This window comes from Ruegeria sp. SAZD013 (assembly GCF_059612525.1).
This window is the reverse complement of record NZ_JBXWQT010000019.1, coordinates 179,070-194,422: the sequence shown is the minus strand read 5'-3', so window position 1 is coordinate 194,422 and position 15,353 is coordinate 179,070. Positions and strand designations below refer to the sequence as shown.

General features: G+C 60.6%; 17 protein-coding genes. 11 read left to right on the top strand and 6 right to left on the bottom strand.

The annotated features are described in order from the left end of the window. Positions 1-8: 8 nt before the first annotated feature. The 4 genes from lspA to AC2FLU_RS06050 form a co-directional block, all read right to left on the bottom strand. Positions 9-485 carry a signal peptidase II gene (gene lspA / locus AC2FLU_RS06065; RefSeq protein WP_496808917.1) on the bottom strand — a complete coding sequence of 159 codons (477 nt, stop codon included), beginning with the start codon at positions 483-485 and terminating at the stop codon, positions 9-11. After that, the gene (gene purH, locus AC2FLU_RS06060; protein WP_496808918.1) at positions 485-2,074 is read right to left on the bottom strand and encodes a bifunctional phosphoribosylaminoimidazolecarboxamide formyltransferase/IMP cyclohydrolase; all 1,590 of its coding nucleotides are present in this window, start codon (positions 2,072-2,074) and stop codon (positions 485-487) included. The genes lspA and purH overlap by 1 nt, the downstream gene beginning before the upstream one ends. 22 nt (positions 2,075-2,096) lie before the next feature. Next, a complete protein-coding gene (locus tag AC2FLU_RS06055) occupies positions 2,097-3,836 on the bottom strand; it encodes a heparinase II/III family protein (protein ID WP_496808919.1) in 1,740 nt (579 codons plus the stop codon). An 89-nt stretch (positions 3,837-3,925) separates the two neighbouring features. Then, a complete protein-coding gene (locus AC2FLU_RS06050; RefSeq protein ID WP_496808920.1) occupies positions 3,926-5,185 on the bottom strand; it encodes an RsmB/NOP family class I SAM-dependent RNA methyltransferase in 1,260 nt (419 codons plus the stop codon). Between the two features lie 88 nt (positions 5,186-5,273). On the opposite strand from AC2FLU_RS06050, the gene AC2FLU_RS06045 reads away from it, so the two are divergent. Beyond that, positions 5,274-5,456 carry a DUF1674 domain-containing protein gene (locus AC2FLU_RS06045; protein ID WP_480605489.1) on the top strand — a complete coding sequence of 61 codons (183 nt, stop codon included), beginning with the start codon at positions 5,274-5,276 and terminating at the stop codon, positions 5,454-5,456. A gap of 4 nt (positions 5,457-5,460) precedes the next feature. Here AC2FLU_RS06045 and AC2FLU_RS06040 read toward each other — a convergent pair whose 3' ends face one another. Further along, positions 5,461-6,315, bottom strand: a complete 855-nt coding sequence (locus AC2FLU_RS06040) for a LysR family transcriptional regulator (RefSeq protein ID WP_480474239.1) — start codon at positions 6,313-6,315, stop codon at positions 5,461-5,463. A gap of 99 nt (positions 6,316-6,414) precedes the next feature. On the opposite strand from AC2FLU_RS06040, the gene tmpA reads away from it, so the two are divergent. From tmpA to AC2FLU_RS06025, 3 genes are read left to right on the top strand one after another with little or no spacing between them, the layout of a single operon-like run. Beyond that, a complete protein-coding gene (gene tmpA / locus AC2FLU_RS06035; protein WP_496808921.1) occupies positions 6,415-7,551 on the top strand; it encodes a 2-trimethylaminoethylphosphonate dioxygenase in 1,137 nt (378 codons plus the stop codon). Continuing rightward, positions 7,548-8,138: a (R)-1-hydroxy-2-trimethylaminoethylphosphonate oxygenase gene (tmpB, locus tag AC2FLU_RS06030; protein WP_480493940.1), complete on the top strand. Its 591-nt coding sequence runs from the start codon at positions 7,548-7,550 to the stop codon at positions 8,136-8,138. The genes tmpA and tmpB overlap by 4 nt, the downstream gene beginning before the upstream one ends. Then, complete coding sequence (locus AC2FLU_RS06025) at positions 8,135-8,803, top strand: ureidoglycolate lyase (protein ID WP_496808922.1); 669 nt, start codon at positions 8,135-8,137, stop codon at positions 8,801-8,803. Before tmpB ends, AC2FLU_RS06025 begins: the two co-directional genes overlap by 4 nt. 86 nt (positions 8,804-8,889) lie before the next feature. Here AC2FLU_RS06025 and dapB read toward each other — a convergent pair whose 3' ends face one another. Then, complete coding sequence (gene dapB, locus AC2FLU_RS06020; RefSeq protein WP_480517976.1) at positions 8,890-9,699, bottom strand: 4-hydroxy-tetrahydrodipicolinate reductase; 810 nt, start codon at positions 9,697-9,699, stop codon at positions 8,890-8,892. A gap of 101 nt (positions 9,700-9,800) precedes the next feature. On the opposite strand from dapB, the gene rbfA reads away from it, so the two are divergent. From rbfA to AC2FLU_RS05985, 7 genes are all read left to right on the top strand, one after another. Then, the gene (gene rbfA, locus AC2FLU_RS06015) at positions 9,801-10,196 is read left to right on the top strand and encodes a 30S ribosome-binding factor RbfA (RefSeq protein WP_480474247.1); all 396 of its coding nucleotides are present in this window, start codon (positions 9,801-9,803) and stop codon (positions 10,194-10,196) included. Continuing rightward, positions 10,193-10,936 carry a phosphodiester glycosidase family protein gene (locus AC2FLU_RS06010; protein WP_480474249.1) on the top strand — a complete coding sequence of 248 codons (744 nt, stop codon included), beginning with the start codon at positions 10,193-10,195 and terminating at the stop codon, positions 10,934-10,936. The genes rbfA and AC2FLU_RS06010 overlap by 4 nt, the downstream gene beginning before the upstream one ends. A 54-nt stretch (positions 10,937-10,990) precedes the next feature. Next, positions 10,991-11,896 (top strand): tRNA pseudouridine(55) synthase TruB, encoded by a 906-nt coding sequence (gene truB / locus AC2FLU_RS06005; protein WP_480494047.1) that lies wholly within the window; start codon positions 10,991-10,993, stop codon positions 11,894-11,896. Positions 11,897-11,917: 21 nt separating this feature from the next. Continuing rightward, positions 11,918-12,421 (top strand): DUF1643 domain-containing protein, encoded by a 504-nt coding sequence (locus AC2FLU_RS06000; RefSeq protein ID WP_480517980.1) that lies wholly within the window; start codon positions 11,918-11,920, stop codon positions 12,419-12,421. A 95-nt stretch (positions 12,422-12,516) separates the two neighbouring features. Then, on the top strand, positions 12,517-13,551 hold the full coding sequence (locus AC2FLU_RS05995) for a calcium-binding protein (protein ID WP_496808923.1): 1,035 nt from the start codon (positions 12,517-12,519) through the stop codon (positions 13,549-13,551). 143 nt (positions 13,552-13,694) lie between these two features. Next, positions 13,695-13,964, top strand: a complete 270-nt coding sequence (gene rpsO, locus AC2FLU_RS05990; protein WP_480474255.1) for a 30S ribosomal protein S15 — start codon at positions 13,695-13,697, stop codon at positions 13,962-13,964. Between the two features lie 196 nt (positions 13,965-14,160). Beyond that, positions 14,161-15,336, top strand: coding sequence for a S41 family peptidase (locus tag AC2FLU_RS05985; protein WP_496808924.1), 1,176 nt, complete (start codon positions 14,161-14,163; stop codon positions 15,334-15,336). Positions 15,337-15,353 lie beyond the last annotated feature (17 nt).

Below are 15,353 nucleotides of genomic sequence, written 5' to 3'. Positions count from 1 at the left end.
TCCGCGCGTCACGAGGGCTTTTTGCCGTCAAACAAAACCAGCCCCAGCGCTCCGGCGAATATGAACACATCCGCCAAGTTGAACACAAACGGGTTGTTGATGCCACAGCAGGACATGTTCAGGAAATCCAGTACAAACCCATAGAGGAGCCGGTCGATCACATTCGCAAGCGCTCCGCCGATCAGAAGGCCGCCACAGAGCAACATGAATTTCGAACGCGTCGAACGACCAAGCCAGACAAGAACACTGATACAGATCACCACGGACACACTGATCAGAAACCAGCGTGCCGCCTCAGAGTCGCCCTGAAACAGGCCGAAATTAATGCCTCGATTCTCGCCGTATTTGAACACCAGCAGCGGTGGCAGAACATCGATACCGTCGGGCCGTTCAGCCACGCGCAGGACGTGAACGACCAGATATTTGCTGATCTGGTCGATCGCAAAGGCGGCCAAGGCTGCCCAGAGAAGCAGGCGTGACCGCATCAGTGACGGAAATGACGCATACCGGTGAAGACCATCGCCAGTCCGGCCTCATCGGCTGCGGCAATCACTTCATCGTCGCGCATGGACCCGCCCGGCTGAATGACGCAGGTCGCGCCCGCTTCGGCGGCTTCCATCAACCCGTCGGGGAAGGGGAAAAACGCATCCGATGCCACGGCCGAACCGATGGTCAGCGGCTGCGGCAAGCCCAGCGTTTCAGCCATGCGTTCGGCTTTCTTGGCCGCGATCAGGGCCGAATCCACTCGGCTCATCTGCCCCGCGCCAACACCCACGGTCGCGCCATCCTTGACGTAGACGATGGCGTTGGATTTGACGTGTTTGGCCACTTTCCACGCGAACAACAGGTCTCGCATCTGCGCGTCGGTCGGGGCTTTCTTGGTCACGACCTTGAGGTCGTCCATGCCGATAAAGCCGTTATCCTTATCCTGCACCAACAGCCCGCCAGCCACCTGACGGACGGTTTTGCCACCTTCGGTTACATCCGGCAGCGCCTCGGTCGTCAGCAGGCGTAGGTTTTTCTTGGCGGCAAAAATCGCCTTAGCCTCGTCCGAGGCACCGGGGGCGATCACAACCTCAGTGAAGATGCCTGTGATCTCTTGCGCTGTTTCTGCATCCAACGGCTGGTTCAGCGCAACAATGCCACCAAAAGCCGAGGTGCGGTCGCAGTCAAATGCCGCCTTGTACGCCTCGAGAAGGGTTGCACCTGTGGCTACACCGCAAGGGTTGGCGTGTTTGATGATGGCGCAAGCCGCGCCTTTCGCCGGATCAAACTCGGCCACCAGCTCAAAGGCCGCGTCCGTGTCGTAGATGTTGTTATAGCTCAGTTCCTTGCCCTGATGCTGTACGGCAGTGGCGGCGCCGGGGCGGTTGGTGCCGTCCGTGTAGAACGCTGCCTGCTGGTGGCTGTTTTCGCCATACCGCAAGGTCTGCTTCAACTCACCGGCAAACGCGCGGCGCTTGGGGGCGTCCAGTTGCAGCGCATCCGCCATCCAGTTCGAAACAGCGGCGTCATAGGCCGCTGTTCGTGCATAGGCCTTTTGCGCCAGCCACTGGCGGAAGCCATAGGATGTCTTGCCATAGTTTTCTTCCAGCTGATCCAGCAGGGACGAATAATCCTCGACATCCACCACCACGTTCACGAAGGCATGGTTTTTTGAGGCCGCGCGGATCATCGCCGGGCCGCCGATGTCGATATTCTCGATACATTCGTCATAGCCCGCGCCCTTGGCGACTGTTGCCTCGAACGGGTAGAGGTTTACGACCAGCAGGTCGATGGCGCCGATGCCATGTTCCTCCATCGCCGCAACATGGGTGTCATTGTCGCGCAGCGCCAGCAACCCGCCATGCACCATCGGGTGCAGCGTCTTGACCCGGCCATCCATCATCTCGGGGAACCCGGTGATTTCGCTGACATCGCGAACCTCAAGCCCTGCATCGCGCAGCGCCTTGGCGGTGCCGCCTGTCGACAACAGTTCGATCCCGCGTTCGGACAGCTCCTTGCCCAGCTCGATCAGCCCGGTCTTGTCGGAAACGGAAAGCAACGCGCGGCGCACGGGATGAAGGTCGGTCATGGGTCCAAAGGTCCTTTTGGCGTCAGTCAAACTTGGGCTCGTCCCGGTGTGTATCGCGCACGGCATAGGCTGTATCCTGCGCCTTGCTCAGCGTCCACCGGATGCGCGTCGCATACTCCATTGCGCGGCCAGATAGAACGATCTGTTTTGTCGCGCGTGGCTTTAAACGGCCTTTTTCAAGGTAAACACTTGGTTTGACAGATAATTTTCCCACGCCATCATGGCGGAAAACCCAGATCTCGCCGCTTTTGAGCGCCATCGACACTGCCGCCCCGCCCAGATCCAGCGCCGCGTCAACGTCAGGATGCAGATGAAAACGGATGTCATAGCCAACGCCCTTGAGGCCCGAGGCGTCCAACGCCCTGTCGAACTGACGCTTGGCCTTGTCGGTTGCGGTCAGCAGAATATCCTCGACCGTCAGCTCACGCCCGTCAAAGCGCAATTCGAATGTGCGCGCGTGGGTCAGCCCGAAGACTTTGACATATCCGTCATGCCCGGCCATGAAACGGATGCCTTCGAACGCATCTTCAAAATCGACCGGAACGTCCCGCGGCGCATCGACCAGCGCCTGACTTTCGCGGCCCGGCAACGGGTTGGCCAACCGCGCGCTCGAGAACCCGTCCAGACACAGGGTTGAGTGAGACGGGGTCGCGCGCCCGGCGCGGCGCCAATCCAGCCCGAAGCTGGCCCCCGATCCACAATTCACGATCAAAGGGCGCCGCCCCGAGGTCAGCTCGAACGCCAGCGTGGATGCGTGCGCGTTGAATGAAGCCGCTCCGGACGGCGGCGCGCTGGCATCCACGATCACTGTGGTGCGCGCTGCGGACAGGCGGGCATAGCCCATTGGCAATTCGGTCGCCGCCTTGTGCTTGACGCCACTTTGCGCAAGCGCCTGTTCCAGCCGCCCTTCGACCCCGCGCCCGCCACCGTGAAACCTTGCCAGCGCGCCATCCGCATGGCGCAGGCTGCGCAAGGTCGGTGCGATCCGCTTGATCGCCTTGGCCTGCGCAACGGGTGTGCCGCGTCCAAGGTCGCTGAGCGCCGCCGACGTCCAGCTGAGCAGCATGAACACTTCAAGCAGCTCTTCCGGGTTGCGTGTTGGAATACCGCCCTGTGCGTCCACCTGCCGGTCACACTCGCCAGCCAAAGCCCGCAGGGCCGGATCGGCCATCTGCTCCAACCCCTCCAGCGCCAACCCGGCTTGTACAAGACCGGCCAGCGCCTCGAAACGCGGCAACCCGGGTGTCGCGGCCTGCCAGCGTTTGGACAGGAACCATGTTTGCTGCGCCAAAGACCGAAAGAACAGCTTGCTTTGCTTTTCATCTGCCCCGCGCAGCAGAAAGAGTGCATGGTTGATCCAGCGCATCACCCGCCGCCCGGTCAGGTCAGGCACCCAGCCCGGGCCCTGCCCGCGGCCATGCGTCTCGATCCAGCCCCAAACCCAGCGCTGCGCTTTTTCCCGTGCGCGCATATCACCGACAGCGGCCAGATCATCCAGCCATGCAAAACCATGGCGTTCCTCGTCAAAGCCGGCGCTGGGGGCAATGACATCCCACAACGCGGTATCGTCTGCCTCGACCAGATAGCCGGCGAACAAGAGATTCCCCGCAACCAGCTGCCGCCCGCGCGCAAACGAACCAACGGTACGCGGCTGGGGCTGCGCAACAAACCCCGTAGCTGCCTTTTGCCGTTGGCTGAGACGCGCGTAGAAACGGTTCTGCAACCGCATCCACCGACTGGCCATGGTGTCCGAATTTGACATGCGCGTGTTACTCTGCCCCTTGCGCTCTGCTGGCGCTTGAGACCCAACGATAGACCGCGCCGATCGTCAAGTCATCGAAAAGCGTGCACTCAGGCGGATTTGTTCAGGCAGGCGATATAGAACCCGTCCATACCCCCGCGATCGGGCCAGTAGTCGGGCCGCAGACGCAGGCCGCCTTCCTCAGTGATCCAGTTGTCTTCGATGCCGGGTAAGTTCAGAGCGGCGCGATCAACACGCATGTCCGGATACATGCCCAGCGCGTCTTCGATCTGAACCTCGCCCTCATCCGGCAAGAGCGAACAGGTGCAATAGACCAGCCGCCCGCCGGGTTTCAGCAGCGTCCACGCATGGGCCAGCATCTGCGCCTGCAAATCAATCAGTCCGCCAAATTCCGAGCCATCCTTGGCAAAAGGCAAGTCAGGATGCCTGCGGATCGTACCCGTAGCCGAGCAGGGTGCGTCCAGCAAAATTGCGTCGTACTGACCCTGATGGTCCAGCGCGTCACCCACGATGACCTCTGCCTGCAACCCGGTCCGGGCGAGGTTTTCGCGCACGCGTTCGGTGCGCGCCGCGGATACATCCAGCGCCGTCACATCGGCCCCCGCCGCAGCCAGTTGCATCGTTTTGCCGCCCGGAGCCGCGCAAAGGTCCAACACCTTCTCGCCCGCCATCGGTGCCAGAACACGTACCGGCAGCGCGGCTGCCGCGTCCTGCACCCACCAATCCCCAGCCTTGTACCCCGGCAAGGCCGAGACCTGACCCGCATCCTGAATACGCACAGACCCGGTGGGCAGCTTTTCGCCCGGGGGGCCTTCTGCCCCCGGCTTCAGTGTAAGGTCCAGTGGTGCGCCCGCGAAATGCGCCTGTTCCATACCGGCAACCGCTTCGGCACCCCAGGCCGCGATCAGAGGTTCTCGCAACCACTCCGGCAGGCGCGGGACACGCATTTTCGGCCATGCCTCGGGACCCTCGGACGCGACCTTGCGCAAAACAGCATTCACCAGCCCTTTCAGACGCCCGTGCTTGTGCGAGCGGCTGATGATTTCAACCATGGAGTTCACCACCCCATGCGCGGCTTCCCCGTTGCACAGTTCGACCGCACCCAGCCTCAGCGCGTTGTGTACGGTCAGGGCGGGTGTTCGGTTCAGGTGGTTGTCCAGCAGACGGTCGGCGCGCTCCAGCCCGCGCAGGGTTTCCGACGCCAGCCGCTGGGCACGCGCGCGATCCTCTGGCCCCAACCGATCCAAAGCGCCCGCAGCGAGGCATTCAGACAACAGGCGGCCTTCGCCCAGAACCTGATCCAATAGATAGATTGCGCTGCGCCGTGCTGCTGTCGCGCTGTTTGTCATGGTACTGCCTTCATGTGACCTGTGCCCGCATTGCCATTGGCGGACGCGGGCGTATATCAAGGCTATGCACGGAAAGGAACCCGATGTCATGAGTGACGACCGCAAAGACCTGCCTCCCGCCGCCCAACGCGCGCTGGCTGAAGCGGAAGAACGCCGCCAAAAAGCCCGGGCCGAGGTCAGGGAAATGCCCAAGGAACTGGGCGGACGCGATGGGTTGGACCCCGCCCGTTACGGCGATTGGGAAAAGAAAGGCATCGCCATCGATTTCTAGGCCCTCAACCGCGCAGGGCCTTCAGAAAATCATCGATCAGGGCGCGCTGTTTCCTGGACTGCGCCCGATCTTCAGGCCATGTCAGCCAATACCCGTCCTTGGTTTGCAGCTCTGGCAGCTCCAATCTGCGCAACCGGCCATCCTTTAGATCACCGGATGCCAGCGGAACCGAGCCCAGAACGATCCCCATTCCGCGCCTTGCCGCCGAAACGGCGTGCTCCATCGAATCGAAACTGACATGTGATGGCGCGACTTCTCCATGCCCGCATTTCCGGACCCACTCGCGCCAGCCCGGACGTTCACCGCGCAGATCGATCAGGGGGGCACCCCATTCAACACCCGGCGCGGCCATCGGCACCAGCACCTCGCGCGCGATCAATACCGCGTCGCGCCCGGCCCACACCCCCCTGCCATAGCGGATTTGCAGCCAGGTGCGTTCCTCGTCCAGCGACGACCGGCGCGCAACCGAGTCGGTCATCACCCGCACCTCGGGGCGCAGATTTCGGAACACAGGCAGGGCTGGTACAACAAGGGCGTGAATGTTTGACGACAACCCGGCGACCCTGAGTTCGCGTGGCGATTTTCCAAACAGATCCTCGGTGTTGCGTTCCAACGCCAGCAGGCTGTCCTGCACGAGCGGCAGATAGCTTTCACCTTCGACCGTCAGCGACACGCCGCGCGCCTCGCGCACAAACAGGGACCGGCCCAGCCACGCCTCAAGATTGCCGATCCTTTGGCTGACAGCGGCCTGCGTCAACCCGAACTCTTTCGCCGCGGCCGAGAACCCGCCAAGCCGCCCGGCGGCTTCGAACACGCGCAACCAATCCAGCGGCGGTAATCCGGTCTTATTCTTAGCCATTAGTTTTTCCAAGCCTCAGCCGAAATAAGGATTAATTGTCGTAATGCCACGAACGGCGTATCTGCTCAACCAAAGCCCGCGCCGAACAGGAGACCCCCAATGCTGCGCACCGCCACCCACGACACCTCGATTGTTACAGTCGCGTTTGATACCGGGACCAAGGCCCGTTTCCACGCCATCTGGCTGCGCGACAACGCACTGGACGCTGATACCCGCGCACCGGGCAACGGTCAGCGCCTGATCACCATCGGCGATATTCCTGCCGACATCTCGGTCAGTTCAGCCGAGGTGGTCGCGGGCGACCTGCAAGTCACGTTCCAGCCTGAGGGCAAAACCGTTACCTTCCCGGCGGACTGGTTGGCCGAAAACGGCTATGACCGCGATCATGACATTGCGCTGGGTCGCATCGCCGCCGGCATCACGACCTGGGAGAGTGGCATCGCCGCGCCCAGCGGCGATTGGAACGAGGTCCATGCCAACCCGGCTGCCAAGCGCAATTGGCTGGCCGCTGTGGCCGAGTTCGGCTTTGCCAAGCTGACTGGCGGCCCGACCGAGCCTGAATCGCTGCTGAAGGTCGCTGACCTATTCGGCTATGTCCGCGAAACCAATTATGGCCCCTATTTCGAGGTGCGGACCGAGGTGAACCCGACAAACCTTGCCTATACCGGGCTTGGCCTTCAGGCGCATACCGACAACCCCTATCGCGACCCGGTGCCGACCTTGCAAATCCTCTATTGTCTGGAAAACTCGGCTGAAGGCGGGGATTCCATCGTTGTTGATGGCTTCCGCGCTATCGAAAAACTGCGTGACGCAAACCCCGAAGGCTTTGCCCTGCTGGCAGGATATCCGGCGCGGTTCGAATACAAGGGCTCGGACGGGGTCTGCCTGCGGTCACGCCGTCCGATGATCGAGTTGTCGCCGGATGGCGAGCTGATCGGCATCCGCTTCAACAACCGCTCTTCTGCCCCCTTCGTAGACGTGCCGTTTGACAAGATGGAGGCTTATTACGCCGCCTATCGCCAATTGGGGAATATCATCGACGATCCGGCGATGGGCGTTTCCTTCAAACTGGAACCGGGGGAAAGTTTTATCGTCGACAACACCCGCGTCCTGCACGCGCGGCTTGGCTATTCCGGAGCCGGATCGCGCTGGTTGCAGGGATGTTACGCCGACAAGGACGGGTTGCTGTCCACACTGGCGGCGATGGAGATGGCGCAGCCGGAGGCAGCGGAATGAAACCCGATTTCTCGACCCTGAACAGGGACAATATCGTTGCCTTCATCGGTGACATCTTTGCGCGCCGCGGCGGTGAAGAATATCTGGGCGAGCCTGTCACCATGGCCCAGCACATGCTGCAAGGCGCCACCATTGCCGAGCAGAACGGGATGCCCGAGGAAATCATCGTCGGCGCATTGCTGCATGACATCGGCCATTTCACATCCGAGTTCGGCACCTACCACCCGGATGACACCGAAGACCGCCACCATGAGGACGCAGGCGCCGAGGTACTGGAGCAGTTCTTCCCTTCGGTCATCACCGATTGCTGCCGCTATCACGTGGCGGCCAAGCGGTATCTGTGTGCCACCAAGCCCGAGTACTTCAATCGCTTGTCCGCCGCATCGGTTCACACGTTGGAACTGCAAGGTGGTCCGATGAGCGCCCAAGAAGTTGCCGCGTTCGAAGCCAACCCGAACCTGAAAGAGATCATTCAGGTCCGCTATCTGGATGAGGCCGGAAAACGCGCGGATATGGAAACCCCTGACTTTGCACATTTTGCGCCGATGGTGCAGCGTATGGTCGACAAGCACATGGAGGCCGCATGAACGCCCCGGAATATATCTTTGAAGCCAGCACCAAACCCTCGTTGCCCTGGCACGAGGTTCCCCTGATCCGCGCAACGGACGCCTCGGTCAAAGGTTATGGATATCTGGTCGATGATCCCGAAGAGTTCGAGATCGAGATCACCCGCTGGCCACAGCAGGGGTGGCGGCCGATCGACGAAGGCACAGGCGATGAAGGCGGCTGGGTCGAAGGCACCTTTCGCGGTGAGTGGAAGGGAGACGTGCTTTACGGCGAGAACGAAGCGGTCAATGGCCACTATGTCCTGGGATGGTCAACCGATCCGCAGCAGGCGCAGACAAGCCGCCAAACAGCGCCCCGCGATCAGGTGCTGCTGTGGCACATGAACTATCACCCGGATGGCGGGCAGATGTTCTGGCCGCTCGACAACAAACCCTTCATCATTCCTGCCGCGTTGCCCGGCGACAACCTGACGCCGGAAAAGGTGGTGGCGTTCTGGTGCGACGGTTCGCGCGGGCTGTATATCCATCCCGGTATCTGGCACGAGGGGATATTCCCGGTTGAAAACAACCAGCGGTTCCTCGACCGGCAGGGTGCGGTGCACGCTCGGGTCAGCGCTGATATCGGTCAGGAATTTGGCGTCTACCTCGCCTGCCCGCTGCGCGCCGACAAGATCAGGGACTTGTAAGAAAAGCACCGCTTGTTGCTGCGGTGCTTTTTTGGAGCACCGCATTCATTCGATTAGTTGATTTGACCGCGTATGTTTAGCAGCGCCTACAACCCCAACACATCCACCATGTCATACTGACCCGGCGCCTTGCCCTGCCCCCACAGGGCCGCCTTCAGCGCGCCGCGGGCAAAGATGGCGCGGTCCGTGGCCAGATGGCGCAGGACGATGCGTTCTCCGGGGGCGGCGAACAGGACATCATGCTCTCCGACAATGTCGCCGCCGCGAATAGCGTGAAAGCCGATATCTCCGCGCTTGCGCGCGCCGGTGATGCCGTCCCGGCCCCGGTCGGACACATCCGACAACTCGACGCCGCGCCCTTCGGCTGCGGCCTCACCCAGCATCAGCGCCGTGCCCGAAGGTGCATCGACCTTGTGATGGTGGTGACCTTCGATGATCTCGATATCGAAATCCTCATCCAATGCGGCCGCGACCTTTTTGGTCAATTGCACCAGAAGGTTGACGCCAAGGCTCATGTTTCCGGCCCGAACGATCACCGCATGGCGCGACGCGGGTTCCAAAGCTGCGATCTGTTCGTCGGACATGCCGGTGGTGCCGATCACATGCACACAGCGCGCCTGCGCGGCCAGCGCGGCAAATTCCAGAGTCGCTTCGGGCGCGGTAAAGTCGATTACGGCCTGCGCCTGTGCAAACGCCTCCAACGGGTCGTCGGTCACGGTCACGCCCAGCGCGGGGCCGCCCATCGCTTTGCCCACGTCCTGACCGATCCAGTCATGGCCTTTCCGCTCGACCACACCCACCAGGCGCGCCTGATCGCTGTCCGTCACGGTCTTGATCAGCATCTGCCCCATACGGCCCGAAGCCCCTGTAATGACGATCCCCGGAATATGGGTCATAGCGCTGGTCCTTTTTGTTCAGGTCGGCAATGTCGGCTCAAAGCCTCCTACCCCGTTCGCGCCCGCTTGGCAAAGCCCTGCTTTCGGCTTAGATCGAAGACATGGCAAAGAACAAATTCCATGATGGCCCCGGCCCGTCCCAACGGCAGCTGCGTGTCGGCGAACTGATCCGTCGCACTCTGTCCGAAGTTCTGGCGCGCGGAGATGTCCATGACCCCGACCTGAACCGCTTGTCGATCACAGTGGGTGAGGTGCGCACCTCGCCCGATCTGAAGATCGCCACCGCCTATGTGCTGCCCCTTGGCGGCCGAGGGCAGGAGGACGTAATCGAGCTGCTGGCCCGCAACAAGGGTGAGCTGCGGCGCATGGTCGGCAAGAAAGTCGGCCTGAAATTCGCGCCCGATCTGCGCTTTCGGCTGGATGACACGTTTGACCGTCTGGACGACACCCGCCGTATGTTCGAACAGGACGCGGTGCGCCGCGATCTGGACGAGTGATCCGCACGTTTGTCACATTGGCGACGCTTCTCTGGGCCGCGCAGGCAGGCGCGGTCACTTGTGAAAAGCTGACCCATGAGGACAAACGTTATACGGTTTGCAACGTTGATGCCGCCAACGAAGACCTGCGGCTGTTTCTGAACGGCGAAGACGGTCAGGTATTGGGGCATTTTTCGGCGGTCAACGAAGTGCTGGCCCCGGAAGGCAAACGGCTGGCTTTTGCAATGAACGCGGGCATGTATCACGACGACCGTTCACCCGTTGGCCACTATGTCGAGGACGGGCAGGAACAGATGCGTGTGATCGCCAACCCCGGCCCCGGCAATTTCGGGTTGCTGCCCAATGGCGTGTTCTGCATCCGCAAGGGTCGGGCGGATGTGTTTGAAACGCTTGATTACGTGGATCAGGCCCCCACCTGCCGCTTTGCTACCCAATCCGGTCCAATGCTGGTGATCGACGGAGAACTGCACCCGCGCTTCCTGCCCGATTCGACCTCGCTTTATGTTCGCAATGGGGTCGGCACCAGTTCCGACGGTACGCGAGCGGTGTTTGCGATCTCGGAAGATTATGTCACCTTCCACGAATTCGGGCGTCTGTTCCGCGATGTGCTTGGCACACCAAACGCGCTGTTTTTCGACGGCAATATCTCGCGGATGTATGAGCGGGCCAGCAACCGCTCGGATCTGGGATTCTCGCTGGGGCCAATTGTCGGCGTGGTCGAAGAAATGCCCGCAAATTGACAGCGGCAGAGTGATCCGCTAACTCGCGCGCCTTAGCAAGATTCAAGGTGCATGATGGGACGTAAACGCAAGGGTCGCGACATTTCCGGCTGGCTGGTGGTGGACAAGCCCGCGGGCATGACCTCGACCGCCGTGGTCAACAAGGTGCGTTGGGCGATGGATGCCAAAAAGGCGGGCCATGCGGGCACGCTGGATCCCGAGGCGACCGGCGTTCTGGCAATTGCCTTGGGTGAGGCAACCAAGACCGTTCCCTATATCACCGATGCGTTGAAAGCCTATACCTTCACTGTGCGCCTGGGGCAGGCCACCAACACGGACGATGCCGAGGGCGAAGTGATCGCGCAAAGCGATACGCGCCCCTCGGATGACGATATCAAGCAGGCGCTGACCCGGTTTCTGGGTGACATCATGCAGGTGCCGCCCAAATTCTCGGCGGTGAAGATCGACGGCCAGCGCGCCTATAAACTGGCCCGCGATGGTGAGGACGTGGAGCTGACCGCCCGCCCCCTCTGGGTCGAGGAACTGATCCTTGTCGACCGCCCCGACGAAGACCATGTGGTGCTGGAGATGACCTGCGGCAAAGGCGGCTATGTGCGCTCGATTGCCCGCGATCTGGGCGAGGCGCTGGGTTGTCACGCCCACGTCAAGGAACTGCGCCGCATCTGGTCCGGCCCCTTCGAGGCCGAGGACGGGTTAAGCATCGAGCAGATTGACGAAATGGCGAAAACAACCGCGCTGGACGAATATCTGCACCCACTGGAAACCGGCCTGTCCGACCTGCCCGAGCTGAAATGCACCGCCGAGGGGGCAACCCGTCTGCGCAATGGCAATCCGGGCATGGTGCTGGCCTCAGACATTGAATACGGCGACGAGGCCTGGGCATCGTTCGACGGCAAGGCCGTGGCCGTGGGCATCTATAAATCCGGTGAATTGCACCCTAGCCGGGTGTTCGTCGACTGAGAGCCGTGTTAGGCGAAGGGCATGATCACCCGTTCCCACACCAAGGGCGACGCGCCCTCGACCGCCATCTATTCCGATTGCGAGAAATACCGCTATAGCCTGACCCGCATCTGGGACCCTGAAGGGCGCAAGGCGCTGTTTGTGATGCTGAACCCGTCAACCGCGACCGAGGTGCAGAACGACCCGACGGTGGAACGCTGTGAACGGCGCGCACGCGCGCTTGGGTTCGGCGCGTTTCAGGTCACGAACATCTTTGCCTGGCGCGATACCGACCCGCGCAAGATGCGGGCTGCCGCCGATCCGGTCGGGCCCGGGAACGACGCGGCCATTCTTGACGGTGTGCGATGGGCCGATCAGGTCATCGCGGCCTGGGGTACGCACGGCGCGCATCTGGGACGCGGCCCTGCGGTGGAAACCCTGTTGCGAGGCACCGGCCAATCGCTGTTCCATCTGGGCCTGACCAAAGACGGTCATCCCAAACATCCGCTTTATATCGCATACACGCGTCAGCCTGAGGTCTGGTGACAAAGGATTAACCATTTTAAAGGTTTACCTTTGACCTGGTGACGGGCGACATGGGATATTCCACCCTCGGAGCATCATGCTTTCGGAGGGGTTCAATGTTTCTGGCCGGATTGCTTGGACTGGCCGCCATCGGCGGCGCTGCTTACGCGATGAGCGATTTTCTGATCGAAGAGGACGACACGCCGGATGAAAACCCGGAAGGTGAGCCATCGGCTGAGGTTGATACCGGTGAGTTTCTGGTCATCGGTGAAGGTGTCGAAGACCCGGAAAACGCTAACACCGAACCTTCGCCGGACAGTGGCGAGGCACCCTCCACCGGGACTGTGATCTCGGAATGTGAAGGCGATCTCGTGATTGCCGGTGGCGATGGTTCGGACGTGATTACCGGGCAGGACGGTGTCGATCAGATCAACGGCTACGGCGGGGACGACACGATAAACGGTGCCAAGGGCAACGACGTTCTGCACGGGGGCGACGGCGCGGATGAAATATCGGGCGGGCAGGGAAATGACATCCTGCACGGTGAGGCGGATGGCGACCTTTTGTTCGGAGATGACGGGGATGACGCCCTTTACGGTCACTTTGGTGACGACACTCTGGATGGCGGTGCGGGTGAGGACGAACTGTTTGGCGGTCAGGGCGACGACAGGCTGGACGGCGGCGCAGGGGATGATGCGTTGCAGGGCGGGTTCGGGGATGATGTTCTGAACGGTGGCGAAGGTGAGGATACTGTCTTTGGCGGGGACGGAAACGACTTTGTTTTCGGGATCGAAGAAGGTGCCGCCGAAAGGGATTTCCTGAACGGCGGTGCGGGTGACGATACCATTCTGGCAGGCGGCAACGACGTGGTGACGGGCGGAGCCGGGGCCGATGATATCGTGCTGAACCCCGGCGACGATCAGGTGACCGTGATGGGTTTTCAACCCGGCGAAGACAAGCTGCTGGTGACGTGGGAGGATGAGACCGACCCGGCAATCGAGGTTGAGGTCGACGCCGAAAACGCCAACCTGACAAGGGTTTTCATAGATGGCCAGGAAGTTGCGCAGGTATATGGTGCCGAAGGGATGACAGCGGCCGACATTCAGCTGATCACCGAAGCCCAGTTGGCGCAATACGGGCAGATGGCCTGAGCCCGTAGAAACCCTTTGCCATTTGGGTCAAATGCGCTTATACGCGCCCATCCGCATCGGAATCGGTGCGGTCTTCTCCATGGGCCTGTGCTGGACGACATCCCGGCCTGCGCCATCAACCCTAACCTTAAAAGGAGACCCCGATGTCGATCACTGCCGCTGAAAAAACACGCGTCATGCAAGAATTCGCAACCAAAGAAGGCGACACCGGTTCGCCTGAAGTTCAGGTTGCTATCCTGACCTCGCGCATCAACACCCTGACCGAGCACTTCAAGACCCACAAGAAAGACAACCACGGTCGTCGTGGTCTGCTGAAAATGGTTGCTCAGCGCCGTAAGCTGCTGGACTACCTGAAGGGCAAGGAAGAGGCGCGCTACCAGGACCTGATCAAAAAGCTGGGCATCCGCCGCTAAACGTAATTGTTACGTTTTGTACCGGTTCTGAACCCCGGTTTGTAAGATTTGTACGCCCGCCCAATAGGCGGGCGTTTTCTTATGTGGACGAATGTCAAGTATTCCAACCGACCAAAGCTGCAGTGGTAAACTCAATCTCGGTTGGCAAGGTGAGCCCAATCTGGACATTGACGAGTGGCCATGCGCATCGTGAGGCATGTCGCTCACGGAAGACCTAAACCAAATTTTAGAAACTGTCTTGCCGACCGATCCCAGCTTTCAGCAGATCGAATATGCGGTGATAGACAATTGCATTAGTGAAACCCGGCGATACGCCTTGGAAGGCTCCACCGAAGCCTTCTTGATGTCCGCGATGCGTCTACTGGCACTTCCCGACAATGGGCACACAAGGCTTATCCCGAACGATGCAATCACAGTGCTTCCGCTGAGGTTCGTGAGCGTAGGGCGTTCTGTGCAACTCGTCGGCGCGTTTCCAGAGATAACTGCACCGCGAGGAGAACTGATTGCAGTCAACGGCGCAGCTTTGAGCCAGATTGAAGCAAAGGCGGAACAGTTTCTTGCGGGAACATGCCAAAGGAAGCGAGTCATCGGACCGATTCTTTTGGCTTGGCCGTACGCCTTGGCACGTTTGGGTTTTTCGTCAAACGGTGGAACGACCGAGTACCGTGTGCAGGACGAAAATGGGCAGATAACCAATCTGAAAGTGGCAAATGGAAACACTGTTCCTGGATCGATGCTCTACCCGAGAAATGAGCACGGCAAGGATGATCCAACCTGGGTGCCTGAGACTTTTGCGGAAATAAAGGACTGGCAAGATCTTGGGCTATCAATAGCGTTGCCGAGCTTTTTTGCTCCGAACGAAACAACGCTGCACAAAGCCGTCTCAGCCGCGGTGGAACGCGTGCGCGCCCGTCCGAACGGAACGCTTTTGATTGACGTTCGCGGAAACACCGGCGGCGATTTTCTTCTGACTATGCCTTTGATAGACGCGATCTCGCAAATCGCAAGCAAGCAGGTTGTTGTGCTTGTTGATAAATTCACGTTTTCCGCGGCGATAGTGTTTGTGGCCATCCTCAAACATCGTTTGGGAAACAGGCTCAAACTCATCGGGGAAGAAATGGGTGACGGGTTGATGTTCTTTGCCGAGGGCGGGTTGCTCGATTTGCCGACCAGCGGGGCGGTTGTTCGATACTCATCAGCCTTTCACGATTGGAAGAATGGAAGGACTGACAAAACCACTCCGCCCGAAATCGCGCGGAAGATCGTTCCCGTAGGGGCACTGAATTTGGATTTGGAATGGGTCGCAAGTCGTGCAGATGAGGATGCGGACGGCGCCTTCTATCAACGAGTTCTCAGAAGCATGAGCACTTAGGCAAACAGCCGCGACGG

Excerpts from the sequence above, each read along its gene's own strand:
- lspA (WP_496808917.1), bottom strand. The coding sequence starts at position 485 with ATGCGGTCACGCCTGCTTCTCTGGGCAGCCTTGGCCGCCTTTGCGATC.
- purH (WP_496808918.1), bottom strand. The coding sequence starts at position 2,074 with ATGACCGACCTTCATCCCGTGCGCCGCGCGTTGCTTTCCGTTTCCGAC.
- AC2FLU_RS06055 (WP_496808919.1), bottom strand. The coding sequence starts at position 3,836 with ATGTCAAATTCGGACACCATGGCCAGTCGGTGGATGCGGTTGCAGAAC.
- AC2FLU_RS06050 (WP_496808920.1), bottom strand. The coding sequence starts at position 5,185 with ATGACAAACAGCGCGACAGCAGCACGGCGCAGCGCAATCTATCTATTG.
- AC2FLU_RS06045 (WP_480605489.1), top strand. The coding sequence starts at position 5,274 with ATGAGTGACGACCGCAAAGACCTGCCTCCCGCCGCCCAACGCGCGCTG.
- AC2FLU_RS06040 (WP_480474239.1), bottom strand. The coding sequence starts at position 6,315 with ATGGCTAAGAATAAGACCGGATTACCGCCGCTGGATTGGTTGCGCGTG.
- tmpA (WP_496808921.1), top strand. The coding sequence starts at position 6,415 with ATGCTGCGCACCGCCACCCACGACACCTCGATTGTTACAGTCGCGTTT.
- tmpB (WP_480493940.1), top strand. The coding sequence starts at position 7,548 with ATGAAACCCGATTTCTCGACCCTGAACAGGGACAATATCGTTGCCTTC.
- AC2FLU_RS06025 (WP_496808922.1), top strand. The coding sequence starts at position 8,135 with ATGAACGCCCCGGAATATATCTTTGAAGCCAGCACCAAACCCTCGTTG.
- dapB (WP_480517976.1), bottom strand. The coding sequence starts at position 9,699 with ATGACCCATATTCCGGGGATCGTCATTACAGGGGCTTCGGGCCGTATG.
- rbfA (WP_480474247.1), top strand. The coding sequence starts at position 9,801 with ATGGCAAAGAACAAATTCCATGATGGCCCCGGCCCGTCCCAACGGCAG.
- truB (WP_480494047.1), top strand. The coding sequence starts at position 10,991 with ATGGGACGTAAACGCAAGGGTCGCGACATTTCCGGCTGGCTGGTGGTG.
- AC2FLU_RS06000 (WP_480517980.1), top strand. The coding sequence starts at position 11,918 with ATGATCACCCGTTCCCACACCAAGGGCGACGCGCCCTCGACCGCCATC.
- AC2FLU_RS05995 (WP_496808923.1), top strand. The coding sequence starts at position 12,517 with ATGTTTCTGGCCGGATTGCTTGGACTGGCCGCCATCGGCGGCGCTGCT.
- rpsO (WP_480474255.1), top strand. The coding sequence starts at position 13,695 with ATGTCGATCACTGCCGCTGAAAAAACACGCGTCATGCAAGAATTCGCA.
- AC2FLU_RS05985 (WP_496808924.1), top strand. The coding sequence starts at position 14,161 with ATGTCGCTCACGGAAGACCTAAACCAAATTTTAGAAACTGTCTTGCCG.